The following is a 15,632-nucleotide window of genomic DNA, read 5'->3' as shown; positions in this document are numbered from 1 at the left end:
TTGAGCCCGGCGTGGGTATCGCCTAACGGGGGTGTCATGGAACTGACGACCAATCTGGCAGGGCTGGACCTGCGCGCCGAGATCGACCGCCTCCGCAAGGAGCGCAACGCCGTCATCCTCGCGCATTACTATCAAAAGCCCGAGTTGCAGGACCTAGCCGATTTCGTCGGTGACAGTCTGGATCTCAGCCGCAAGGCGCAGGCGACCGATGCCGACGTCATCGCCTTTTGCGGCGTGCGCTTCATGGCCGAAACCGCGAAGATTCTCAGTCCCGACAAGACGGTCGTGCTGCCCGACATGGATGCCGGGTGCAGTCTGGAAGACAGCTGCCCGCCCGAACAATTCGCTGCCTTCCGCGCCGCGCATCCCGATCACATCGCGCTGACGTACATTAACTGCTCGACCGAGGTGAAGGCGCTCAGCGACATCATCGTCACCTCCTCATCCGCGGAAACGATCCTCGCCCAATTGCCGCGCGATCAGAAGATCATCTTCGGCCCCGACCGCAATCTCGGCGGCTACCTCCAGCGCAAGACCGGGCGCGAGCTATTGCTCTGGCCGGGCGTATGCATTGTACATGAGGCATTCAGCGAGACCGAGCTGCTGAAGCTCAAGGCGGAATATCCCGGCGCCCCCGTCGCGGCGCACCCCGAATGCCCCGCGGTGATCCTGGATCACGCCGATTACGTCGGTTCGACGCGCGGCATTCTGGAATATGCCAATGCGATGCCCGGCGACACGCTGATCGTCGCGACCGAGCCGCACATCATCCACCAGATGGAAAAGGCGATGCCGACCAAGCGCTTCATCGGTGCGCCGGGCGCGGACGGCAATTGCAACTGCAACATCTGCCCGTACATGGCGCTCAACACGCTGGAAAAGCTGTATATCGCCCTGCGCGACCTCACGCCACGCATCGAAATCGAGGAAGGGCTCCGGATCAAGGCGAAGAAGAGCCTGGATGCCATGCTGGCGCTCGCCTCGACCAGCGTCGGCAAGGGCGATCTGGGGCCGGCGCCGGTGGCGCCGGTCCCCGTCACGGGGGACTGACGCGTCAGCGTGACGATGTCGGGGTCGGCGCCCCGAGAAGATCGTGCGCGGAACCGAGGTGGATCGCCACCATCGTCAGCTCCAGCGTATCGGCCAAGGCCAAAGCAGCCGCAAGCAACCGGCGCAATTCGGCCTCGTCAGCATCGTCATCCATCTGTCGCCCTCCCGTTCCCGTCACATGTGATCGCCGCTTTTTCCTTCCGGCGCCCCAATAGGATGATCCAGCCATGCGCTTCCGTCTGGACGGCTTCGACACCGACGCCTTTATCGCCGCCACCCTGGCGGAGGACCTGGGGGGGGCGGGCGATATCACCTCTGCCGCGGTGATCCCGGCAGAGGCGCGCTTCGCAGGCGTGATGGACACGCGCGAGCCGATCGTGGTCGCGGGGCTGGCGCTGGCAGATGGCTTTTTTCGCGCGCTCGATCCGCAGGCGGTGATCACGCCGCTCGCGGCCGATGGCGATCGTGTGCCGGCCGGCACAGACCTGATGCGGATCGAGGGATCGGCGCGTGCGATGCTGACCGCCGAACGTTCGGCGCTCAACACCGTGCAGCATCTGTCCGGCATCGCCACGCTGACCCGTCAGTACGTCGATGCGATCGCGGGTACGGGCGCGACCCTGCTCGATACGCGCAAGACGATTCCGGGGCTGCGCCGGCTCGAAAAATACGCCACGCGCGTCGGCGGGGCGCAGAACCATCGCATGGGTCTGTGGGATGCCGCGATGATCAAAGACAATCACGTCGCGGTCGCGGGCGGCATCACTGCGGCGGTGCAGCGTGCAGTCGCAGCCGAAATCGAGCGGATCATCGTCGAGGTCGATTCGCTCGACCAGATCGCGCCTGCGCTGGACGGGGGTGCGACGCATCTGCTGCTCGACAATATGGGGCCCGATACGCTGCGACAGGCGGTGGCGATGATCGGCGGCCGCGTGCCGACCGAGGCGTCGGGCGGCGTCCGTCTCGACACGATCCGCGCCATCGCCGAAACGGGCGTGACCTATATTTCGGTGGGGCGGCTGACCCAGTCGGCGCCGGCGGCGGATATCGGCCTGGATTTCGCGCTGCTGTGAGCGTGGCGGCTTGCACGGCGCCGCTACGCGGCTAGGCTGCCGCGCATCTGTTCTGCTTGGGGGCACCCATGATCAAACCACCGTCGATCGCGCGTTTCGAACAATTCTACTGGGCCTCGGTCATCCTCGGCCTGATCAACACCGCCCTCAACTGGAAGACCTCGCAGGCGCTGATTGCCGCCAATCCGGTCCTCGCCGGCGCCAGCTGGATCGTACCGGTAACGCAAGTGATCGGCCTGATTATCGCCGTGCTGCTCTGGTTCTTCATCGTCCGCCGGCCCAGCGTCGTGGCCAAGTGGATCCAGGTCGTCTTCGCTGCTCTCGGCGCGTTCGGCATAGCCTCGGCGCTGTTCATGCTGGCGATGGGGCGTGTGCCGGTCACCATCCAGGTTGTGCTCGGGCTCGTGGCCAACATCCTCTACATCGCCGCCGCAGTGATGCTGTTCAAGCCGGACGCCAAGGAATGGCTGGGCGAGGGGCGCGACCCCGACGATATCGAGGCGCCGCGCGTATGATCGGCCGACTTCTGCTCGCCGCCACGGCGATCGCGGTGCCGGCCGCGGCGCAGGCACAAAGCTATCGCTGCTCGGCCCCGACCCAGATCGATCGGCCGCGCCCCGATCTGGCCGACGCCCGCCAGCCGCAGCGGCTGCTGCCGATCGGCGGCTATACGCTGGCGATCACCTGGGCTCCGCAATTCTGCCACGAGCATGCGCGCGACGCCTCGGCCCGCTTTCAGTGCGGCAGCGGCAATCGCTTCGGCTTCACGCTGCACGGCCTGTGGCCGGATGGCGTGGGCAAGGACTGGCCGCAATATTGCCAGGCGACGCCGCTGCTGTCGCGAGAGGTGATCCAGCAGAGCATCTGCTCGACGCCGTCGGCGCAGCTGCTCCAGCACGAATGGTCGAAGCACGGCACCTGCATGTCGGGCTACACGCCGGAGCGCTATTTCGCGCAGTCCACCGGCCTGTACGCGAAGCTGCGCTATCCCGACATGAATGCCCTGTCGCGCCGTCCGCTGACCGCGGGCAAGCTGGCGCAGGCGGTGGCGGATGCCAATCCGGGCCTCACCGCCGACATGATGCGGATCACCGCGAACCGTCGCGGCTGGCTGGACGAAATCTGGCTCTGCCTCGACAAGACGTTCCGTTACCAACGCTGTCCGGCGCATCAGGGCGGACTGGCGCCCAACGCCAGCGTGAAGATCTGGCGCGGCATGCGCTGATCCCGTTGCCGTCCGGGCCGGTACGCACCGGCCCGGCGGTCAGCCGATGATCGTCGCTGTCGCCGGGTGATGACGGTCCAGATGCTTGCGGATGATCCGCAGGTTGCGCGTGTTCGATCGAAAGAAGAAGTCGGGCACCGCGCCGACGAAGGGGATGAGGCCCAGCGCCCAGTCGATCCCGACATTGCCGAACATCCGCGCCATCTGCAGCTTCGACATGCCGAGGTTGCGCGCTTCCCAGACCAGCCACGACCCGATCAGCGCCGCGATCGTCGTCCCGACGACGGGCACGAGGTCGAGCAACACGTCCATGCCCACCTTGCGATTGGTGCCGGGCAGCGTGAACAGCCCCTCCATCACGCGTTCCATCGCTTCCAGGCGGATGCGGACCGAGGCTGGGTCGCGCCCGGTCGGCAAGGTTGCGATCAGCGGACGCATGTCCATGGGACGGGGCCGGCGGGGCGTGGTCTGTGCCATGCCGCTTAATTGGTGTCGTCGCGCAGCCGGTTCAACGGGTGCCAGGCGCGCGTGTTGGGGCGCCACTGCCTCAGCCGCAGCGCGACCAGCGACCAGCGCAGCGGCCGCGCGATCGGGATGAAGGCGGTGTCGACTGCCAGCGCGGCATCGGCCTGGCCGATCAGCCGGGCGCGGTCGGCCATCGTCGGCGCATCGCGGGCGGCGATCAGTGCGGCACGGGCCTCGTCCCCGCACGGCGCACAGGCGGTGGCGAGATACCAGCGCGCGCTGTCATAGGGCGCGACCTGATCGATGAGGCGCAATTCAGCGGGTGCGGTCATCGCGACGCGTTCCGGCGTGATCCCGATCGCATAGAGCGCCGCGGCCATCTGACCATAAAGCAACGTCGCGCCGGGCCCCAGCGGCAGGGCAATCCGCATCCGCACAGGCGCACCGAACGCCGCGACCCGCGCCTGGGCGTCCGCGATCCGCTGCTCGGGCGACAGCAGTGCCCAGCCGGGGATCGCTGGCGGTGCCCCCGAATCGAGCGACTCTGGCAGGATGCGCTCGGCCGTCTCCCAACCCGGCATCACTGCCGCGGTCACTGCGGCGCGATCGATCGCGCCGTTCAGGGCTGCGCGATTGCCGGGATCGGCGAGGAAGCCGTCGCGTGAGGCGATCGCGAAGCCAAACAGGCCGACGGCGGGATCGAGGCGGAGATTGGCTGGCGCGACCTGCGCGAGGCTCAGCAGCGGCCAGTCGGCGAAGGTGCCGCCGGTGACGTAGTCCGAATCGCGGGCGACGAAGCGGACGATGGCGCGCGCCGCCCGTTCGCCGATCAGCCGCACGTCGTCTTCGGGGCGGGTGGTGCGGTGATCCTCGGGATCGGCACGCGTCCGGTCGAACGCCGGGCGGAGCAGCAGGCTGTGATGGGCGGCGCTGACGATCCGCATCGGCCCCGCGCCACCTGCACTGCCGATCCCGCCGCTGCGCCACAGCGCGAGTTCGGGCTGGGCGAACAGCTTGAGCAGATCGGGGCGAGGGCGCAGCAGCCGCACTTCGATGACCTGCGGCGTCATCGTGACGATCTCGTCGATCGCCGTCAGGAAGGGGGCGAGGGGGTTGCGTGAGCCGGGGGCGATCTGGCGCCGCAGCTGCGCGACGACCTGGTCGGCGGTGACCGCGCTGCCATCCGGCCATTGGGCGTCGCGGAGGCGGAAGATGTAGCTGGTGCCCTGATCGATGACGATCCAGCGTTCGGCGAGCCCCGGTTCGATCTGGCCGCTGGCGTCGAACCGCACCAGCCCCTCTGCCGTCGCATCGAGCAGCAGCCGGGTCGGCGTATTGGGCAACGTGCGGCTGGGATCGGCAAGCCGCGGTGCGGTGCCGATCGCACTGGCAACGACCGGCCCCGAATCGGGCCGCCGGTCACAACCGGCCAGCGTCGCGGTCAACGCCAGCGCAAAAGCCATGGTGCGGACGGCGGGACTCGAACCCGCACTCCATAGGAAGCCGATTTTAAGTCGGCTGCGTCTACCGGTTTCGCCACGTCCGCACACAGGGGCACGACAAGCGCACGTGGGTGCGGGCGTCAAGTCACGACCGGCATTTCATCGCCGTGCGAAGCGAAGATAGCCCGCCGGGCGACCACGCGGTGCGTCACGTCACACGTTGAGACGGGCGCGCATTTCCTTGCCGGGCTTGAAATAGGGGACGCGCTTGGCGTCGACATCGACGGTTTCGCCGGTGCGCGGGTTGCGACCGACGCGGGCATCGCGGGCGCGGGTCGAAAAGGCACCGAAGCCGCGCAATTCGACGCGGCCGTTCGCGGCAAGCCGCAGCGTGATCTCATCGAAGAACGTGCTCACGATCGCCTCGACGTCGTGGCTCGTCAGCTCAGGGTTGAGATCGCAGAGTTTTTGAACGAGTTCAGATCGGATCACGGTACGGGCTCCCCCCGGCGCCAGGTTGCGGAGATTGATGAAGATCAATGCCCACGACGTATAGGGCCGCAACGAAGCCGATCCAATGAAAAATATGTCAGGTCAGGACATTTCTGCCCCGACCTGACACATGGGTAAGCGTTACTTACTTCTTTTCGGCGTCCGAGCGGGCCTTCAGCGCCTCGCCCAGAATGTTGCCGAGCGTCGCGCCCGAGTCGGACGAGCCGTACTGAGCAACCGCCTGCTTCTCTTCGGCGATCTGCATCGCCTTGATCGAGAAGGTGGGCTTCTTCGAACGATCGAAGCCGGTGACCATCGCGTCGAACTTCTGGCCGACCTGGAAACGCTCCGGACGCTGTTCGTCACGGTCGCGGCCGAGATCGGTGCGCTTGATGAAGCCGGTCGCGCCATCGTCGCCCTGCTGCACTTCGAGGCCCGCGTCGCGGACTTCGAGGACGGTGACGGTGACGATCGCGTTCTTGTTCAGACGGTCGCCCGCTGCCGCGATACCGCCGGCCGCCGGGCCGCCGCGCTCGAGCTGCTTCATGCCGAGGCTGATGCGCTCCTTCTCGGCGTCGATGTCCAGAACGATCGCCTGAACGGTCTCGCCCTTGCGGTGCAGGTTGAGGGCATCCTCACCCGACACGCCCCAGGCGATGTCCGACATGTGGACCATGCCGTCGACGTCGTTGTCCAGGCCGATGAACAGGCCGAACTCGGTCGCGTTCTTGACTTCGCCCTCGACGGTCGAACCGATCGGATGGGCGGCGGCGAACGCTTCCCACGGATTGTTCTGCGCCTGCTTGAGGCCGAGGCTGATGCGACGCTTGTCCTCGTCGACCTCGAGCACCACGACATCGACTTCCTGCGAGGTCGAGACGATCTTGCCCGGGTGGACGTTCTTCTTGGTCCAGGACATTTCCGAAACGTGGACCAGGCCTTCGATGCCCGGCTCCAGCTCGACGAACGCACCATATTCGGTGATGTTCGTGACGCGGCCCGACAGCTTGGCGCCGACCGGATACTTCGCGCTCGCGCCATCCCACGGATCGGACTCGAGCTGCTTCATGCCGAGGCTGATGCGCTGCGTGTCCTTGTTGATGCGGATGATCTGCACCTTCACGGTGTCGCCGATCGCGATCATTTCCGACGGGTGGTTGACGCGCTTGTAGCTGAGGTCGGTGACGTGCAGCAGGCCGTCGATGCCGCCCAGGTCGACGAACGCACCGTAATCGGTGATGTTCTTGACGACGCCGTCGATGATCTGACCCTCGGCCAGGCTCTGGATGAGGCCCGAACGCTGCTCGGCGCGGGTTTCTTCCAGAACGGCGCGACGCGACACGACGATGTTGCCGCGCTTGCGGTCCATCTTCAGGATCTGGAACGGCTGCGGGATGTCCATCAGCGGCGTGACGTCACGCACCGGACGGATATCGACCTGCGAACCCGGCAGGAACGCAACGGCGCCCGACAGGTCGACGGTGAAGCCGCCCTTGACGCGGCCGAAGATCACGCCTTCGACGCGGGCGGTCTTGCTGAATTCCAGCTCCAGCTTGTCCCAGGCGGCTTCGCGGCGGGCGCGGTCGCGGCTGAGCATCGCTTCGCCATGCATGTTCTCGACGCGGTCGACATAGACTTCGACTTCGTCACCGACCTTCAGATCGGCCTTCTGGCCCGGTGCGGCGAATTCGCGCAGCGGCACGCGGCCTTCCGACTTCAGGCCGACGTCGATGACGGCCATGTCGTTTTCGATCGCGGTGACGGTGCCGTGAACGACACGGCCCTCGAAGCTGTCGGCACCGCCGAACATGTCATCGAGCATCGCGGCGAAATCGTCGCGGGTGGGTTGGGGCTGGGTAGCCATAGGGTTAGAGTGTCCTCGAGTTATTCTGTTTCCGGCCAAGCGGTTGGGTCCGCTGGTCTTGGCTGAAAACGCCGCGGCGACCCCATGCCGGTCGCGGCATCCATCGGGCGGGCGTGCAGCGGGAGGAATGCGATGCGCTGAATGCGAAAAGGGCGCGGTCCGCCAAGCGGTCGCGCCGTCCCCCGCCGAACACCTGCTCGCCGGACCGGCGCGCCATAGGGGAAATGCGGGCTTTTGGCAAGGCGCGGCGGGGGCGCGACGGGGTAGCCGCGAATCGCCGTTCGGGGGCGCGAGGGCCCGCGGAAGTGGACGAAGTGGACGGTACGTAATCGTCGGAAACCAGGGGTCCGCAGCGCCCGGCCGAAGGTGGCGGGGCGGGGGACGGGCGGGTCATGGAGGGGGTGTAGCAGAAACGGGGTGTGTAGGACAGGTGCCGACACGGAAGGGACTGACTGGAATGGGTCCTAATTGTATTTGAGCGCTCGTTCCTCGCAGAGCCTGACGAAGCGATCTGCGGAGTCTTTCAACGACCGCTCGATGCCGAGGGAAATGTTGCGTCGGTAAGCCGCTTCCGAAAAATGGCGAATCGTGACGGAGTAGGTCGACCGGTTGCATTGTGAGTAGCCCGGATCGTTGCGCGGCGTGGTGACGATAGACCAGCGTGCAACCATCGATGCTATTCCCGGACGGCCGTGGGCAATGGCATCGGTGATGCTGAAGAACCATCCCGGCCGCTTGTTGAAAACCGTGCCTGCATTCATGAATTCTCGTTCAGAGCTTCGCAATGAGAAGTGTCCACCGGACCATATGTCGGCGTAGAAGGCGCAATCCGACCGATCCGATCGATGCCACCAAAGGTCGTCGAAGTTGTTGACCAAGACGCGGTAGGCATGATGACGTTTGCAGGGTACGACCCTCTCCGTCCGCAGCTCCCATTGGTTCTCTGATGAGGGGAAATTCAATTGATCCTCCACCCGATACGATTGGCGAACGGCGCAATTCGACGGTCGTGCGATGCGGCATTCGACTTGATGGTAGCGAATATGCGTTTTCACGGCATTAATCGCCGTCGATGCCGCGGATCGCTGTTCTAGCCCCGGCCAGCGCGATCGCATTTGCCGCTTCTTCCGCGATCATCAGCGCCGCAGCGGCGCTGTCGCGGATGCCGGACTATCGCCGCCAATTTGCGCCTGTGTAACTGTCCCGTCGTAAACAGTCCATAATGGACCCAGCAGGCCAATAAGGTCGTCTGGGGAACATCATGACATCCAAATTCATCCGCGTCGCCGGGGTCGGTGGCGCGTGCCTGATGCTTGTCGCACCGCAACTGGTGCTGGCGCAAACGGCCGGAACGATCGCTGCCGAGGACAAGGCCGGCGAGGACATCATCGTGTCGGGCAAGAAGCTGCCGACCACGGGGATCGAGATCGTCGATGCGCCCAAGGCGCGCGCGATCGTGACGCGGGACTATATCGAACATACCGTTCCGGGGCAGTCGATCTTCAATGCGATCAACATGGTGCCGGGCGTCAATTACGTCGCGGGCGATCCCTATGGCGGCAACGGCGGCAGTATCCGTATTCGCGGGTTCGATGCGTCGCGCATCGCCTTCAGCTTCGACGGGCTGCCGCTGAACGATGCCGGCAATTACGCCATCTATTCGAGCCAGCAGATCGATCCCGAACTGGTGCAGACGGTCAACGTCAGCTTCGGGTCGACCGACGTCGATACGCCCACCGCCAGCGCCTCCGGCGGCACGGTCAACTATCGCACGATCATGCCGACCGAACAGGTGAGCGCGACCGCGGTCTATTCGCACGGCCGCGGCAACATGAACCGCGTGTTCGGCCTCATCAACACCGGCGACCTCAACGCCAGCGGTACGCGGGCCTGGGTGTCGGCAAGCCACCAGAGCTACGCGCTCTATCCCTATTCGATCGTGCGCAAGAGCCAGTATAATGCGCGCCTCTATCAGCCGCTGGGGTCGGGCAAGGATTTCCTGTCGCTGGCCGGCTTCTTCTACCAGCATCGCAACATGGGCTTTGGGGGGGCGTCGGTCGCCACGGTCAACACGATCCTGGGCGGCGTGCTGCCGATCGCCACCGCGACCACCGCGACGCCATTGCGCGTCGACCTGACCCGCGCGCAATATGACCGCGTGCTGGGCGCGGCGACGACGTTCACCAACACGGCAGACTGCACGCTCGCCTCCGCGACGCCCGGCAAGGGCACGGTGCAGGACGACCGGTCGCTCTGCACCAACACGCGTCAGGTCGGGATCAACCCGGTCGATACCGGCAATGCGCGCTTCAACAGCCTGTTCACGCTGTCCGATCGGCTGACCTTCACGCTGGACGGCGGCTATAGCTATACGATGGCCAATGGCGGCGGCTCGACCGTGTTTGCCGAGAGCGACGCCAATGCCGGCTCGCGCGGCGTGTCTCGTAACCAGATCGGCCGCATCGGTGCCGGGATCGCGGCGGGGCGCGACCTGAACGGCGATGGCGACATGCTCGACTATGTCCGCGTCTTCTACCCCTCCAACACGCAGACGCACCGGCTGATCGCGATCGCGGGCCTGCGGTACGATATCGACGCCGCCAACCTGCTGCGGCTCGCCTATACCTGGGATCGCGCGCGGACCGCGCAGACGGGCGAGGCGGCGTATCTGGGCGTCAACGGCTATCCGAGCGCCGATTTCGGCGGACGCGACGGGTCGGTCGCGGTGCGCGATGCGGCGGGCAACGTGCTGAACAAGCGCAACCGGCTGACCTATTCGATCCTGCACCAGCTGTCGGGCGAATATCGCGGCCGACCCTTCTCGGACGATCTGTCGATCACGCTGGGCCTGCGCGCGGCCTTCTTCCGCCGCAACATGAGCAACGCCTGCTACACGATCCCGGGCAGCAGCAACGAGGCCTATTGCACCTCGCAGAGCGCGCAGCAGGTCGCGGCGGACGGCCGCGGCGCGACGTTCGGCGCGCCGTACGTGGGGCGCATCCGCGAATATCACGCCTTCCTGCCCAATGCCGGCTTGGTTTGGCAGATGACGCCGACGGCGAGCCTGTACGCAAGCTACAACCGCGGCTTCTCGGCGCCGACCACGGACATCTACGCATATGACGACAAGGTCATCTCGTTGAAGGATCAGGAGGCGGTGCCCGAGCGTACGGACTCCTACGACGCGGGCCTGCGTTATTCGCGCGGCATCGTGCAGGCGCAGCTGGGCGGCTGGTACATCCGCTACGACAACCGCATCGTCAGCACGACGGTGCCGCTGGACGGTGGCGGCACGATCAGCGCCAGCCGCAACGTCGGCCGGGTCGACAGCAAGGGGATCGATGGGACGCTGATCGTCAACCCGACGCGCTGGCTGTCGCTGTACGGCTTCGGATCGTATCTGAAGGCCGAGCTGAAGGAGAATATCCTGAACGCCGCGACGGGCGCGGTGCTGATCGCCACCAAGGGCAAGTCGCTGGTCGATACGCCAAACTGGCAATATGGCGGCCGTGCGCAGGTGACGCTGCCGTACGTCGTGGTGGGGGCGTCGGCCAAGCACGTCGGCGATCGCTTCATCACCGACGAGAATGACGCCATCTCGGCGGGGTACACGCTGGTCGACCTGGATGCCCAGGCGAAGCTGGATTGGGCCGGCCTGCCCAAGACCTATCTGCAGATCAACGTCACCAACCTGCTCGACACGCGCTATTACAGCAACGTCGGGACGGCCGCGCGGATCCGGGATGGCGGCTGGGTCAATTTCGGCAATGGGCGCACGGTCGTCGCCAGCCTGCACTTCGAGTTCTGAGCGGGCGTGCGGCGGATCGGCGGGGCGTTATGCCCGGCCGGCCCGCCGCGCCTCGACCATGGCGATCGCCTTGGCCACGCTCGCCTCGATGGTGAGCGCGCTCGTATCGAGCAGGGCAGCGTCGGCGGCCATCGTCAGCGGGGCGGTGGAGCGGGCGCTGTCGCGGGCGTCGCGGGCGCGAATGTCGGCGAGAACCTTGTCGAAGGATACGTCGCTGCCGTGGCTCTGCAATTCGCGGTGCCGGCGTTGGGCGCGGACCTGGGGGGTGGCCTTCACGAACAGCTTCGCGTCGGCGTCGGGGGCGATGACGGTGCCGATGTCGCGGCCGTCGAGCACCGCGCCGCCGGGCTGGCGGGCGAAGCGCTTCTGGCGCTGGAGCAAGGCGGCGCGGACGAGTGGGTGCGCCGAGACGATCGAGGCGAGCTGGCCGATCGCGTCCTGGCGCAGCGCGGGGTCGTCGAGCAGGCCTTCGTCGAAGTTGCAGGCGGCGACGGCGTCGGCCTCGATGGCTGGGTCCAGCTCCATCCGCTGCACGGTCAGCGCGACCGCGCGGTAGAGCAGGCCGGTATCGAGATGCGGCAGGCCGTAATGGCGGGCGAGCGCCTTGGCGATCGTGCCCTTGCCGCTCGCGGCGGGTCCATCGACGGCGATGATCATGCGTTGAGCCATTGCGGGGCGGCGCCCAGGCGCGTCGCGGTGTCGACGAAAGCCGGGTAGCTGGTCGCGATCGGCGCGGCGTCGTCGATGCGGACGGGGCGGCTGCTGTGCATGCCGGCGACCGCCATGCTCATCGCGATGCGGTGGTCGAGCAGCGAGGCGACGCGGTCATTGCCGGTGCCGGTCAGGGGCTCACCGTCACGGCCTTCGATTGACAGGCCATCCTCGTGCTCGGTGACGCTAACGCCGGCGAGGCCGAGCGCGGCGGCCATGGCGGCGATCCTGTCCGATTCCTTGACGCGCAGTTCGTGCGCGCCGCGGGCGACCGTCGTGCCGCGCGCGAAGGCGGCGGCGACGAACAGGATGGGATATTCGTCGATCATGCTGGGGGCGAGATCGGCCGGGACTTCGATCGCCGACAGGCTTGCGTGGCGGACGCGCAGGTCGGCGACGCGCTCGCCGCCGATCTCGCGGCCGTCGACCTCGTCGATCGACGCGCCCATCAGCCGCAGTGCGGTGAGCAGGCCGGTACGCGTCGGGTTCATCAGCACGTTGCGGATCGTCACGTCCGATCCCGGCACGATCGACGCGGCGACCATCCAGAAGCCGGCGGATGAGGGATCGCCGGGGACGGTGATGTCCTGCGGCTTTAGTTCTGCCTCGCCATGGATCGCGATCAGCCTGCCCTCAGGTGTGTCCTCTACGGTCAGCTCCGCGCCGAAGCCGCGCAGCATGCGCTCGCTATGGTCGCGCGTCGGCACGGGTTCGATGACGCGGGTGATGCCGGGGGTGTTGAGGCCGGCGAGCAGCACCGCCGACTTCACCTGCGCCGAGGCGACGGGCAGCGTATAGGTGATCGGCACTGCCGGGCAGGCGCCGCGCATGGTGAGCGGCAGGCGCGTGCCCGGGCTGGTCATGAAATCGGCGCCCATCTGCGCCAGCGGCTCAGTGACGCGTGCCATCGGCCGCTTCGACAGGCTGGCGTCGCCGACGAAGGTCGCGGTGATCGGATGGCTGGCGACGAGGCCCATCAGCAATCGGGTTGAGGTGCCCGAATTGCCCATGTCGAGCGCGGTCTGCGGCTGGAGCAGCCCGCCGACGCCAACGCCATGGACGGTCCAGATGCCGTCGTCGCTGCGATCGATCCGCGCGCCCATCGCCCGCATCGCGGCGGCGGTGGCGAGCACGTCCTCGCCCTCCAGCAGGCCCTGGATGCGGCTCTCGCCGATCGCGAGGCTGGAGAACATCAGCGAACGGTGGCTGATCGACTTGTCGCCGGGCACGGTGACGGTGCCGCGCAGGGGCCCTGCGGCGGCGATGGAGAGCGGGCGGGGAGGGGAGGCGTTCGACATGGCTGGCCGCGGGCTTTGACAGTCCCCTTGCGCTATGGCAAGGCGCGCTCCACCTCGGGCCAAGGGCGACCTTTGGCTCGCGAAACCCATTTCCGAAAGGTATCAGACGGCATGGTCAAGCCGGAGTGGGGCACGAAGCGTACGTGCCCGAAATGCGCGACGCGCTTCTACGACCTCGAAAAGGACGATCCCGTCACCTGCATCAACTGCGGCACGACGTGGAACCCGGAGCCCATCCTGAAGTCCAAGCAGCCGCTGCCGTTCGAGCAGATCAAGCCCGATTCGAAGGAAGCGGACAGCGATCTCGAGGGTGAGGACGAGGATCTGGAAGCGCTGGGCGAGGAGGAAGAACCCTCGGCCGACGACGAGGTGGACCTCGGCGGCGACGACGATCTGGGCGTGGAAGCGCCGACCGAAGATGACGATCATTAAGTTTTGAAACGCGCCGAGGCGCGTTTCGCGGTTCCGGCCCGCTAACCTTCCCGGCCACCCACAAAGTATCCTTGATGGGTGGCCGGGAGGGGGAGCGGGCCGGAACCGCCGCAAATTCGCTCTTCCGCGAATTTCAAACATAATTGTGGATAAGTGCATGGCAGGCGCAAATCGGCGCTTGCCATGCCAGGGCGCCCCGGTTAGTGGGGCGCCTCCCGGAACGATGGGGCCGTAGCTCAGCTGGGAGAGCGCTGCAATGGCATTGCAGAGGTCAGGGGTTCGATCCCCCTCGGCTCCACCATCCGTTCCGAAGAGGCTGAAAAGCCTGATTCAATTTTCCCAATAAATCTAAGGCCTGAGCGACTGTTACGAGTGTAGCAGGACGTGGGCTGTCGCGCCCTTGCCCGAGCCTAAGCGAGGTTGAGCGAGGCTTCGTTGACCTGGGCGATTTCGAGCAGGACGTCGGATGTCTGGCGCGACAATTCGCGCACTTCATCGGCCAGAACGGCAAAGCCGCGGCCATGGTCGCCGAGACGGGCGGCTTCGATCCGGGCATTGAAGGCGAGGACGCGGGTGTCGGCGGCGATCTTCGTCACCGTGGCGAGCATGGCATGCGCGCGGCGCGTCAGGGCTGCGCGCTCGTCGACGACGCGCTGCATCGAGCGTTCGTAGGTGACGTCGACGTAGGTCAGCACCGCGCCGCCCCCACATCCGGGCGTGAAGATGATTTCGAAAACCTGCCCATCGTCGAAATGGTGGTCCAGCGTCTGGCGCTCGCCCTGCGCGAGCCAGATACGGTGGTTGTCGAGGACGCGGGCGACGCGATCGGTCGACCAGCCGACGGCCCGGCCGATCTGCGCAAGATAGTCGCCCAGCATCGTGCCGACGGGCAGATTGGCCGGCTCCAGACCGAAGATCGCGCTGACCTGAGGGTTGATGAGGCGGATACGCTCGTCAGCGCCGTACACGACCATGCCATGGCGCATATGCGCCATTACGGTGGCGAGCTGCTTCGCGGCATCGCCGGTGGGCGTCACGCTGGAGGCCGGTTGAGACGGATGGGCAGGGACGGAATCGAGCGGAGCCATATCGTCCGATCTGTAGGCGGTTGGGAGCGGTATCGCGAGGACGATCTTTGCCGGTGGGTGACGCGCATCGGGGCGATCCGGTGGCGCTGGATTCGCGGCGCGACCTTGGGCACATTCGGGCGGCCGCGCGGATCAGGCGTGCGGTGAGGCAGGAGGGGTTTTCATGACGATCGTTCGCATGGCGCTGTGTGCCGCGCTGTTGGGGTGTGCTGGGGTCGCCGCTGCGCAGGAGGCGAAGGCGCCGCTCGTCAATCCGGAGGCGGGCGTGCCCGTCTTTGCCGGCGACATCACGGATCGGCCCTATCAGGTGATCGGCGAGGTGAAGGCCGGGGTGCGCAAGGCGACGGTGTTCAGCAAGGCGTCGTCCGAAGCGAAAATCTATCGCGAGCTGTGGGAGCGGGCGAAGAAGATGGGCGCCGATGCGGTCATCAATGCCAAATATGGCGAGGCGCACGTGACGGCGATCAGTTGGGGCAAGACGAATGCCACGGGTACGGCGGTGAAGTTTACCGACGCGGGAAAATAGGCGCGCGCGCGGTTCGGCGCGGCGTTTGTTTGACAGCGCTAATGGTGGATCGAACCTTGGCTGTCGTTGCGTGCGTAGCGAAGCCATCCAGAGCCGGACCAGGCCGCCTTGGATTGCATCGCTGCGTGCGTAAGGCCGGATGAGGCTGGCATGGCGCG

16 protein-coding genes and 2 tRNA genes are annotated in these 15,632 nt (G+C 66.4%); 8 read left to right on the top strand and 10 right to left on the bottom strand.

The window, feature by feature from the left end; genetic code table 11:
• The first annotated feature begins 36 nt into the window (after positions 1 to 36).
• Positions 37 to 1,050 (top strand): quinolinate synthase NadA, encoded by a 1,014-nt coding sequence (gene nadA, locus ACP690_RS05185; protein WP_294316079.1) that lies wholly within the window; start codon positions 37 to 39, stop codon positions 1,048 to 1,050.
• Positions 1,051 to 1,054: 4 nt separating this feature from the next.
• Here nadA and ACP690_RS05180 read toward each other — a convergent pair whose 3' ends face one another.
• The gene (locus ACP690_RS05180; protein ID WP_426260451.1) at positions 1,055 to 1,204 is read right to left on the bottom strand and encodes a hypothetical protein; all 150 of its coding nucleotides are present in this window, start codon (positions 1,202 to 1,204) and stop codon (positions 1,055 to 1,057) included.
• Positions 1,205 to 1,277: 73 nt separating this feature from the next.
• Here ACP690_RS05180 and nadC point away from each other — a divergent pair, with 73 nt between their 5' ends.
• From nadC to ACP690_RS05165, 3 genes are all read left to right on the top strand, one after another.
• Entirely contained in the window at positions 1,278 to 2,123 is an 846-nt protein-coding gene (nadC, locus tag ACP690_RS05175) for a carboxylating nicotinate-nucleotide diphosphorylase (RefSeq protein ID WP_426260452.1), read from the top strand.
• 68 nt (positions 2,124 to 2,191) lie between these two features.
• A complete protein-coding gene (locus tag ACP690_RS05170) occupies positions 2,192 to 2,638 on the top strand; it encodes a hypothetical protein (protein WP_017978339.1) in 447 nt (148 codons plus the stop codon).
• Complete coding sequence (locus tag ACP690_RS05165) at positions 2,635 to 3,348, top strand: ribonuclease T2 family protein (protein WP_426260453.1); 714 nt, start codon at positions 2,635 to 2,637, stop codon at positions 3,346 to 3,348. Before ACP690_RS05170 ends, ACP690_RS05165 begins: the two co-directional genes overlap by 4 nt.
• 39 nt (positions 3,349 to 3,387) lie before the next feature.
• Here ACP690_RS05165 and ACP690_RS05160 read toward each other — a convergent pair whose 3' ends face one another.
• The 6 genes from ACP690_RS05160 to ACP690_RS05135 all read right to left on the bottom strand — a co-directional run bounded on the left by ACP690_RS05160 (position 3,388) and on the right by ACP690_RS05135 (position 8,726).
• Complete coding sequence (locus tag ACP690_RS05160; protein ID WP_063688490.1) at positions 3,388 to 3,792, bottom strand: DUF4112 domain-containing protein; 405 nt, start codon at positions 3,790 to 3,792, stop codon at positions 3,388 to 3,390.
• 38 nt (positions 3,793 to 3,830) lie between these two features.
• Positions 3,831 to 5,276 (bottom strand): ABC transporter substrate-binding protein, encoded by a 1,446-nt coding sequence (locus tag ACP690_RS05155; protein WP_426260454.1) that lies wholly within the window; start codon positions 5,274 to 5,276, stop codon positions 3,831 to 3,833.
• Positions 5,276 to 5,359: transfer RNA gene (locus ACP690_RS05150), tRNA-Leu, on the bottom strand. The genes ACP690_RS05155 and ACP690_RS05150 overlap by 1 nt, the downstream gene beginning before the upstream one ends.
• 109 nt (positions 5,360 to 5,468) lie before the next feature.
• A complete protein-coding gene (locus ACP690_RS05145; RefSeq protein WP_024310504.1) occupies positions 5,469 to 5,747 on the bottom strand; it encodes an integration host factor subunit beta in 279 nt (92 codons plus the stop codon).
• Between the two features lie 145 nt (positions 5,748 to 5,892).
• Positions 5,893 to 7,611 carry a 30S ribosomal protein S1 gene (gene rpsA / locus ACP690_RS05140; protein ID WP_020486448.1) on the bottom strand — a complete coding sequence of 573 codons (1,719 nt, stop codon included), beginning with the start codon at positions 7,609 to 7,611 and terminating at the stop codon, positions 5,893 to 5,895.
• A gap of 464 nt (positions 7,612 to 8,075) precedes the next feature.
• On the bottom strand, positions 8,076 to 8,726 hold the full coding sequence (locus ACP690_RS05135; RefSeq protein ID WP_426256961.1) for a hypothetical protein: 651 nt from the start codon (positions 8,724 to 8,726) through the stop codon (positions 8,076 to 8,078).
• A gap of 146 nt (positions 8,727 to 8,872) precedes the next feature.
• On the opposite strand from ACP690_RS05135, the gene ACP690_RS05130 reads away from it, so the two are divergent.
• On the top strand, positions 8,873 to 11,419 hold the full coding sequence (locus ACP690_RS05130; RefSeq protein WP_426260455.1) for a TonB-dependent receptor: 2,547 nt from the start codon (positions 8,873 to 8,875) through the stop codon (positions 11,417 to 11,419).
• Positions 11,420 to 11,446: 27 nt separating this feature from the next.
• Here the strand turns inward: ACP690_RS05130 and ACP690_RS05125 are convergent, their stop codons facing one another.
• Both ACP690_RS05125 and aroA read right to left on the bottom strand, forming a co-directional pair.
• Positions 11,447 to 12,076 (bottom strand): (d)CMP kinase, encoded by a 630-nt coding sequence (locus ACP690_RS05125; protein ID WP_426260456.1) that lies wholly within the window; start codon positions 12,074 to 12,076, stop codon positions 11,447 to 11,449.
• On the bottom strand, positions 12,073 to 13,428 hold the full coding sequence (aroA, locus tag ACP690_RS05120) for a 3-phosphoshikimate 1-carboxyvinyltransferase (RefSeq protein ID WP_426260457.1): 1,356 nt from the start codon (positions 13,426 to 13,428) through the stop codon (positions 12,073 to 12,075). The genes ACP690_RS05125 and aroA overlap by 4 nt, the downstream gene beginning before the upstream one ends.
• Positions 13,429 to 13,539: 111 nt before the next feature.
• Here aroA and ACP690_RS05115 point away from each other — a divergent pair, with 111 nt between their 5' ends.
• A complete protein-coding gene (locus ACP690_RS05115) occupies positions 13,540 to 13,860 on the top strand; it encodes a TIGR02300 family protein (RefSeq protein WP_017978348.1) in 321 nt (106 codons plus the stop codon).
• A 225-nt stretch (positions 13,861 to 14,085) separates the two neighbouring features.
• Positions 14,086 to 14,161: transfer RNA gene (locus ACP690_RS05110), tRNA-Ala, on the top strand.
• A gap of 109 nt (positions 14,162 to 14,270) precedes the next feature.
• On the opposite strand, the gene ACP690_RS05105 is transcribed toward ACP690_RS05110, so the two are convergent.
• Complete coding sequence (locus ACP690_RS05105; protein ID WP_426260458.1) at positions 14,271 to 14,948, bottom strand: methyl-accepting chemotaxis protein; 678 nt, start codon at positions 14,946 to 14,948, stop codon at positions 14,271 to 14,273.
• A gap of 178 nt (positions 14,949 to 15,126) precedes the next feature.
• Between ACP690_RS05105 and ACP690_RS05100 the strand changes: the two genes are divergently transcribed.
• On the top strand, positions 15,127 to 15,474 hold the full coding sequence (locus tag ACP690_RS05100; RefSeq protein ID WP_043060160.1) for a heavy metal-binding domain-containing protein: 348 nt from the start codon (positions 15,127 to 15,129) through the stop codon (positions 15,472 to 15,474).
• The last annotated feature ends 158 nt before the right edge of the window (positions 15,475 to 15,632 follow it).

The sequence above is a fragment of the Sphingomonas sp. DC4900 genome, from assembly GCF_049896485.1.
In the GTDB taxonomy this organism is placed as follows: domain Bacteria; phylum Pseudomonadota; class Alphaproteobacteria; order Sphingomonadales; family Sphingomonadaceae; genus Sphingomonas; species Sphingomonas aquatilis.
This window is presented reverse-complemented; position numbering and strand designations above follow the sequence as displayed.

What these genes read in the sequence shown, in the direction of transcription:
- nadA (WP_294316079.1), top strand. Translation starts at nt 37, where the DNA reads ATGGAACTGACGACCAATCTGGCAGGGCTGGACCTGCGCGCCGAGATC.
- ACP690_RS05180 (WP_426260451.1), bottom strand. Translation starts at nt 1,204, where the DNA reads ATGGATGACGATGCTGACGAGGCCGAATTGCGCCGGTTGCTTGCGGCT.
- nadC (WP_426260452.1), top strand. Translation starts at nt 1,278, where the DNA reads ATGCGCTTCCGTCTGGACGGCTTCGACACCGACGCCTTTATCGCCGCC.
- ACP690_RS05170 (WP_017978339.1), top strand. Translation starts at nt 2,192, where the DNA reads ATGATCAAACCACCGTCGATCGCGCGTTTCGAACAATTCTACTGGGCC.
- ACP690_RS05165 (WP_426260453.1), top strand. Translation starts at nt 2,635, where the DNA reads ATGATCGGCCGACTTCTGCTCGCCGCCACGGCGATCGCGGTGCCGGCC.
- ACP690_RS05160 (WP_063688490.1), bottom strand. Translation starts at nt 3,792, where the DNA reads ATGGACATGCGTCCGCTGATCGCAACCTTGCCGACCGGGCGCGACCCA.
- ACP690_RS05155 (WP_426260454.1), bottom strand. Translation starts at nt 5,276, where the DNA reads ATGGCTTTTGCGCTGGCGTTGACCGCGACGCTGGCCGGTTGTGACCGG.
- rpsA (WP_020486448.1), bottom strand. Translation starts at nt 7,611, where the DNA reads ATGGCTACCCAGCCCCAACCCACCCGCGACGATTTCGCCGCGATGCTC.
- ACP690_RS05135 (WP_426256961.1), bottom strand. Translation starts at nt 8,726, where the DNA reads ATGCGATCGCGCTGGCCGGGGCTAGAACAGCGATCCGCGGCATCGACG.
- ACP690_RS05130 (WP_426260455.1), top strand. Translation starts at nt 8,873, where the DNA reads ATGACATCCAAATTCATCCGCGTCGCCGGGGTCGGTGGCGCGTGCCTG.
- ACP690_RS05125 (WP_426260456.1), bottom strand. Translation starts at nt 12,076, where the DNA reads ATGATCATCGCCGTCGATGGACCCGCCGCGAGCGGCAAGGGCACGATC.
- aroA (WP_426260457.1), bottom strand. Translation starts at nt 13,428, where the DNA reads ATGTCGAACGCCTCCCCTCCCCGCCCGCTCTCCATCGCCGCCGCAGGG.
- ACP690_RS05115 (WP_017978348.1), top strand. Translation starts at nt 13,540, where the DNA reads ATGGTCAAGCCGGAGTGGGGCACGAAGCGTACGTGCCCGAAATGCGCG.
- ACP690_RS05105 (WP_426260458.1), bottom strand. Translation starts at nt 14,948, where the DNA reads ATGGCTCCGCTCGATTCCGTCCCTGCCCATCCGTCTCAACCGGCCTCC.
- ACP690_RS05100 (WP_043060160.1), top strand. Translation starts at nt 15,127, where the DNA reads ATGGCGCTGTGTGCCGCGCTGTTGGGGTGTGCTGGGGTCGCCGCTGCG.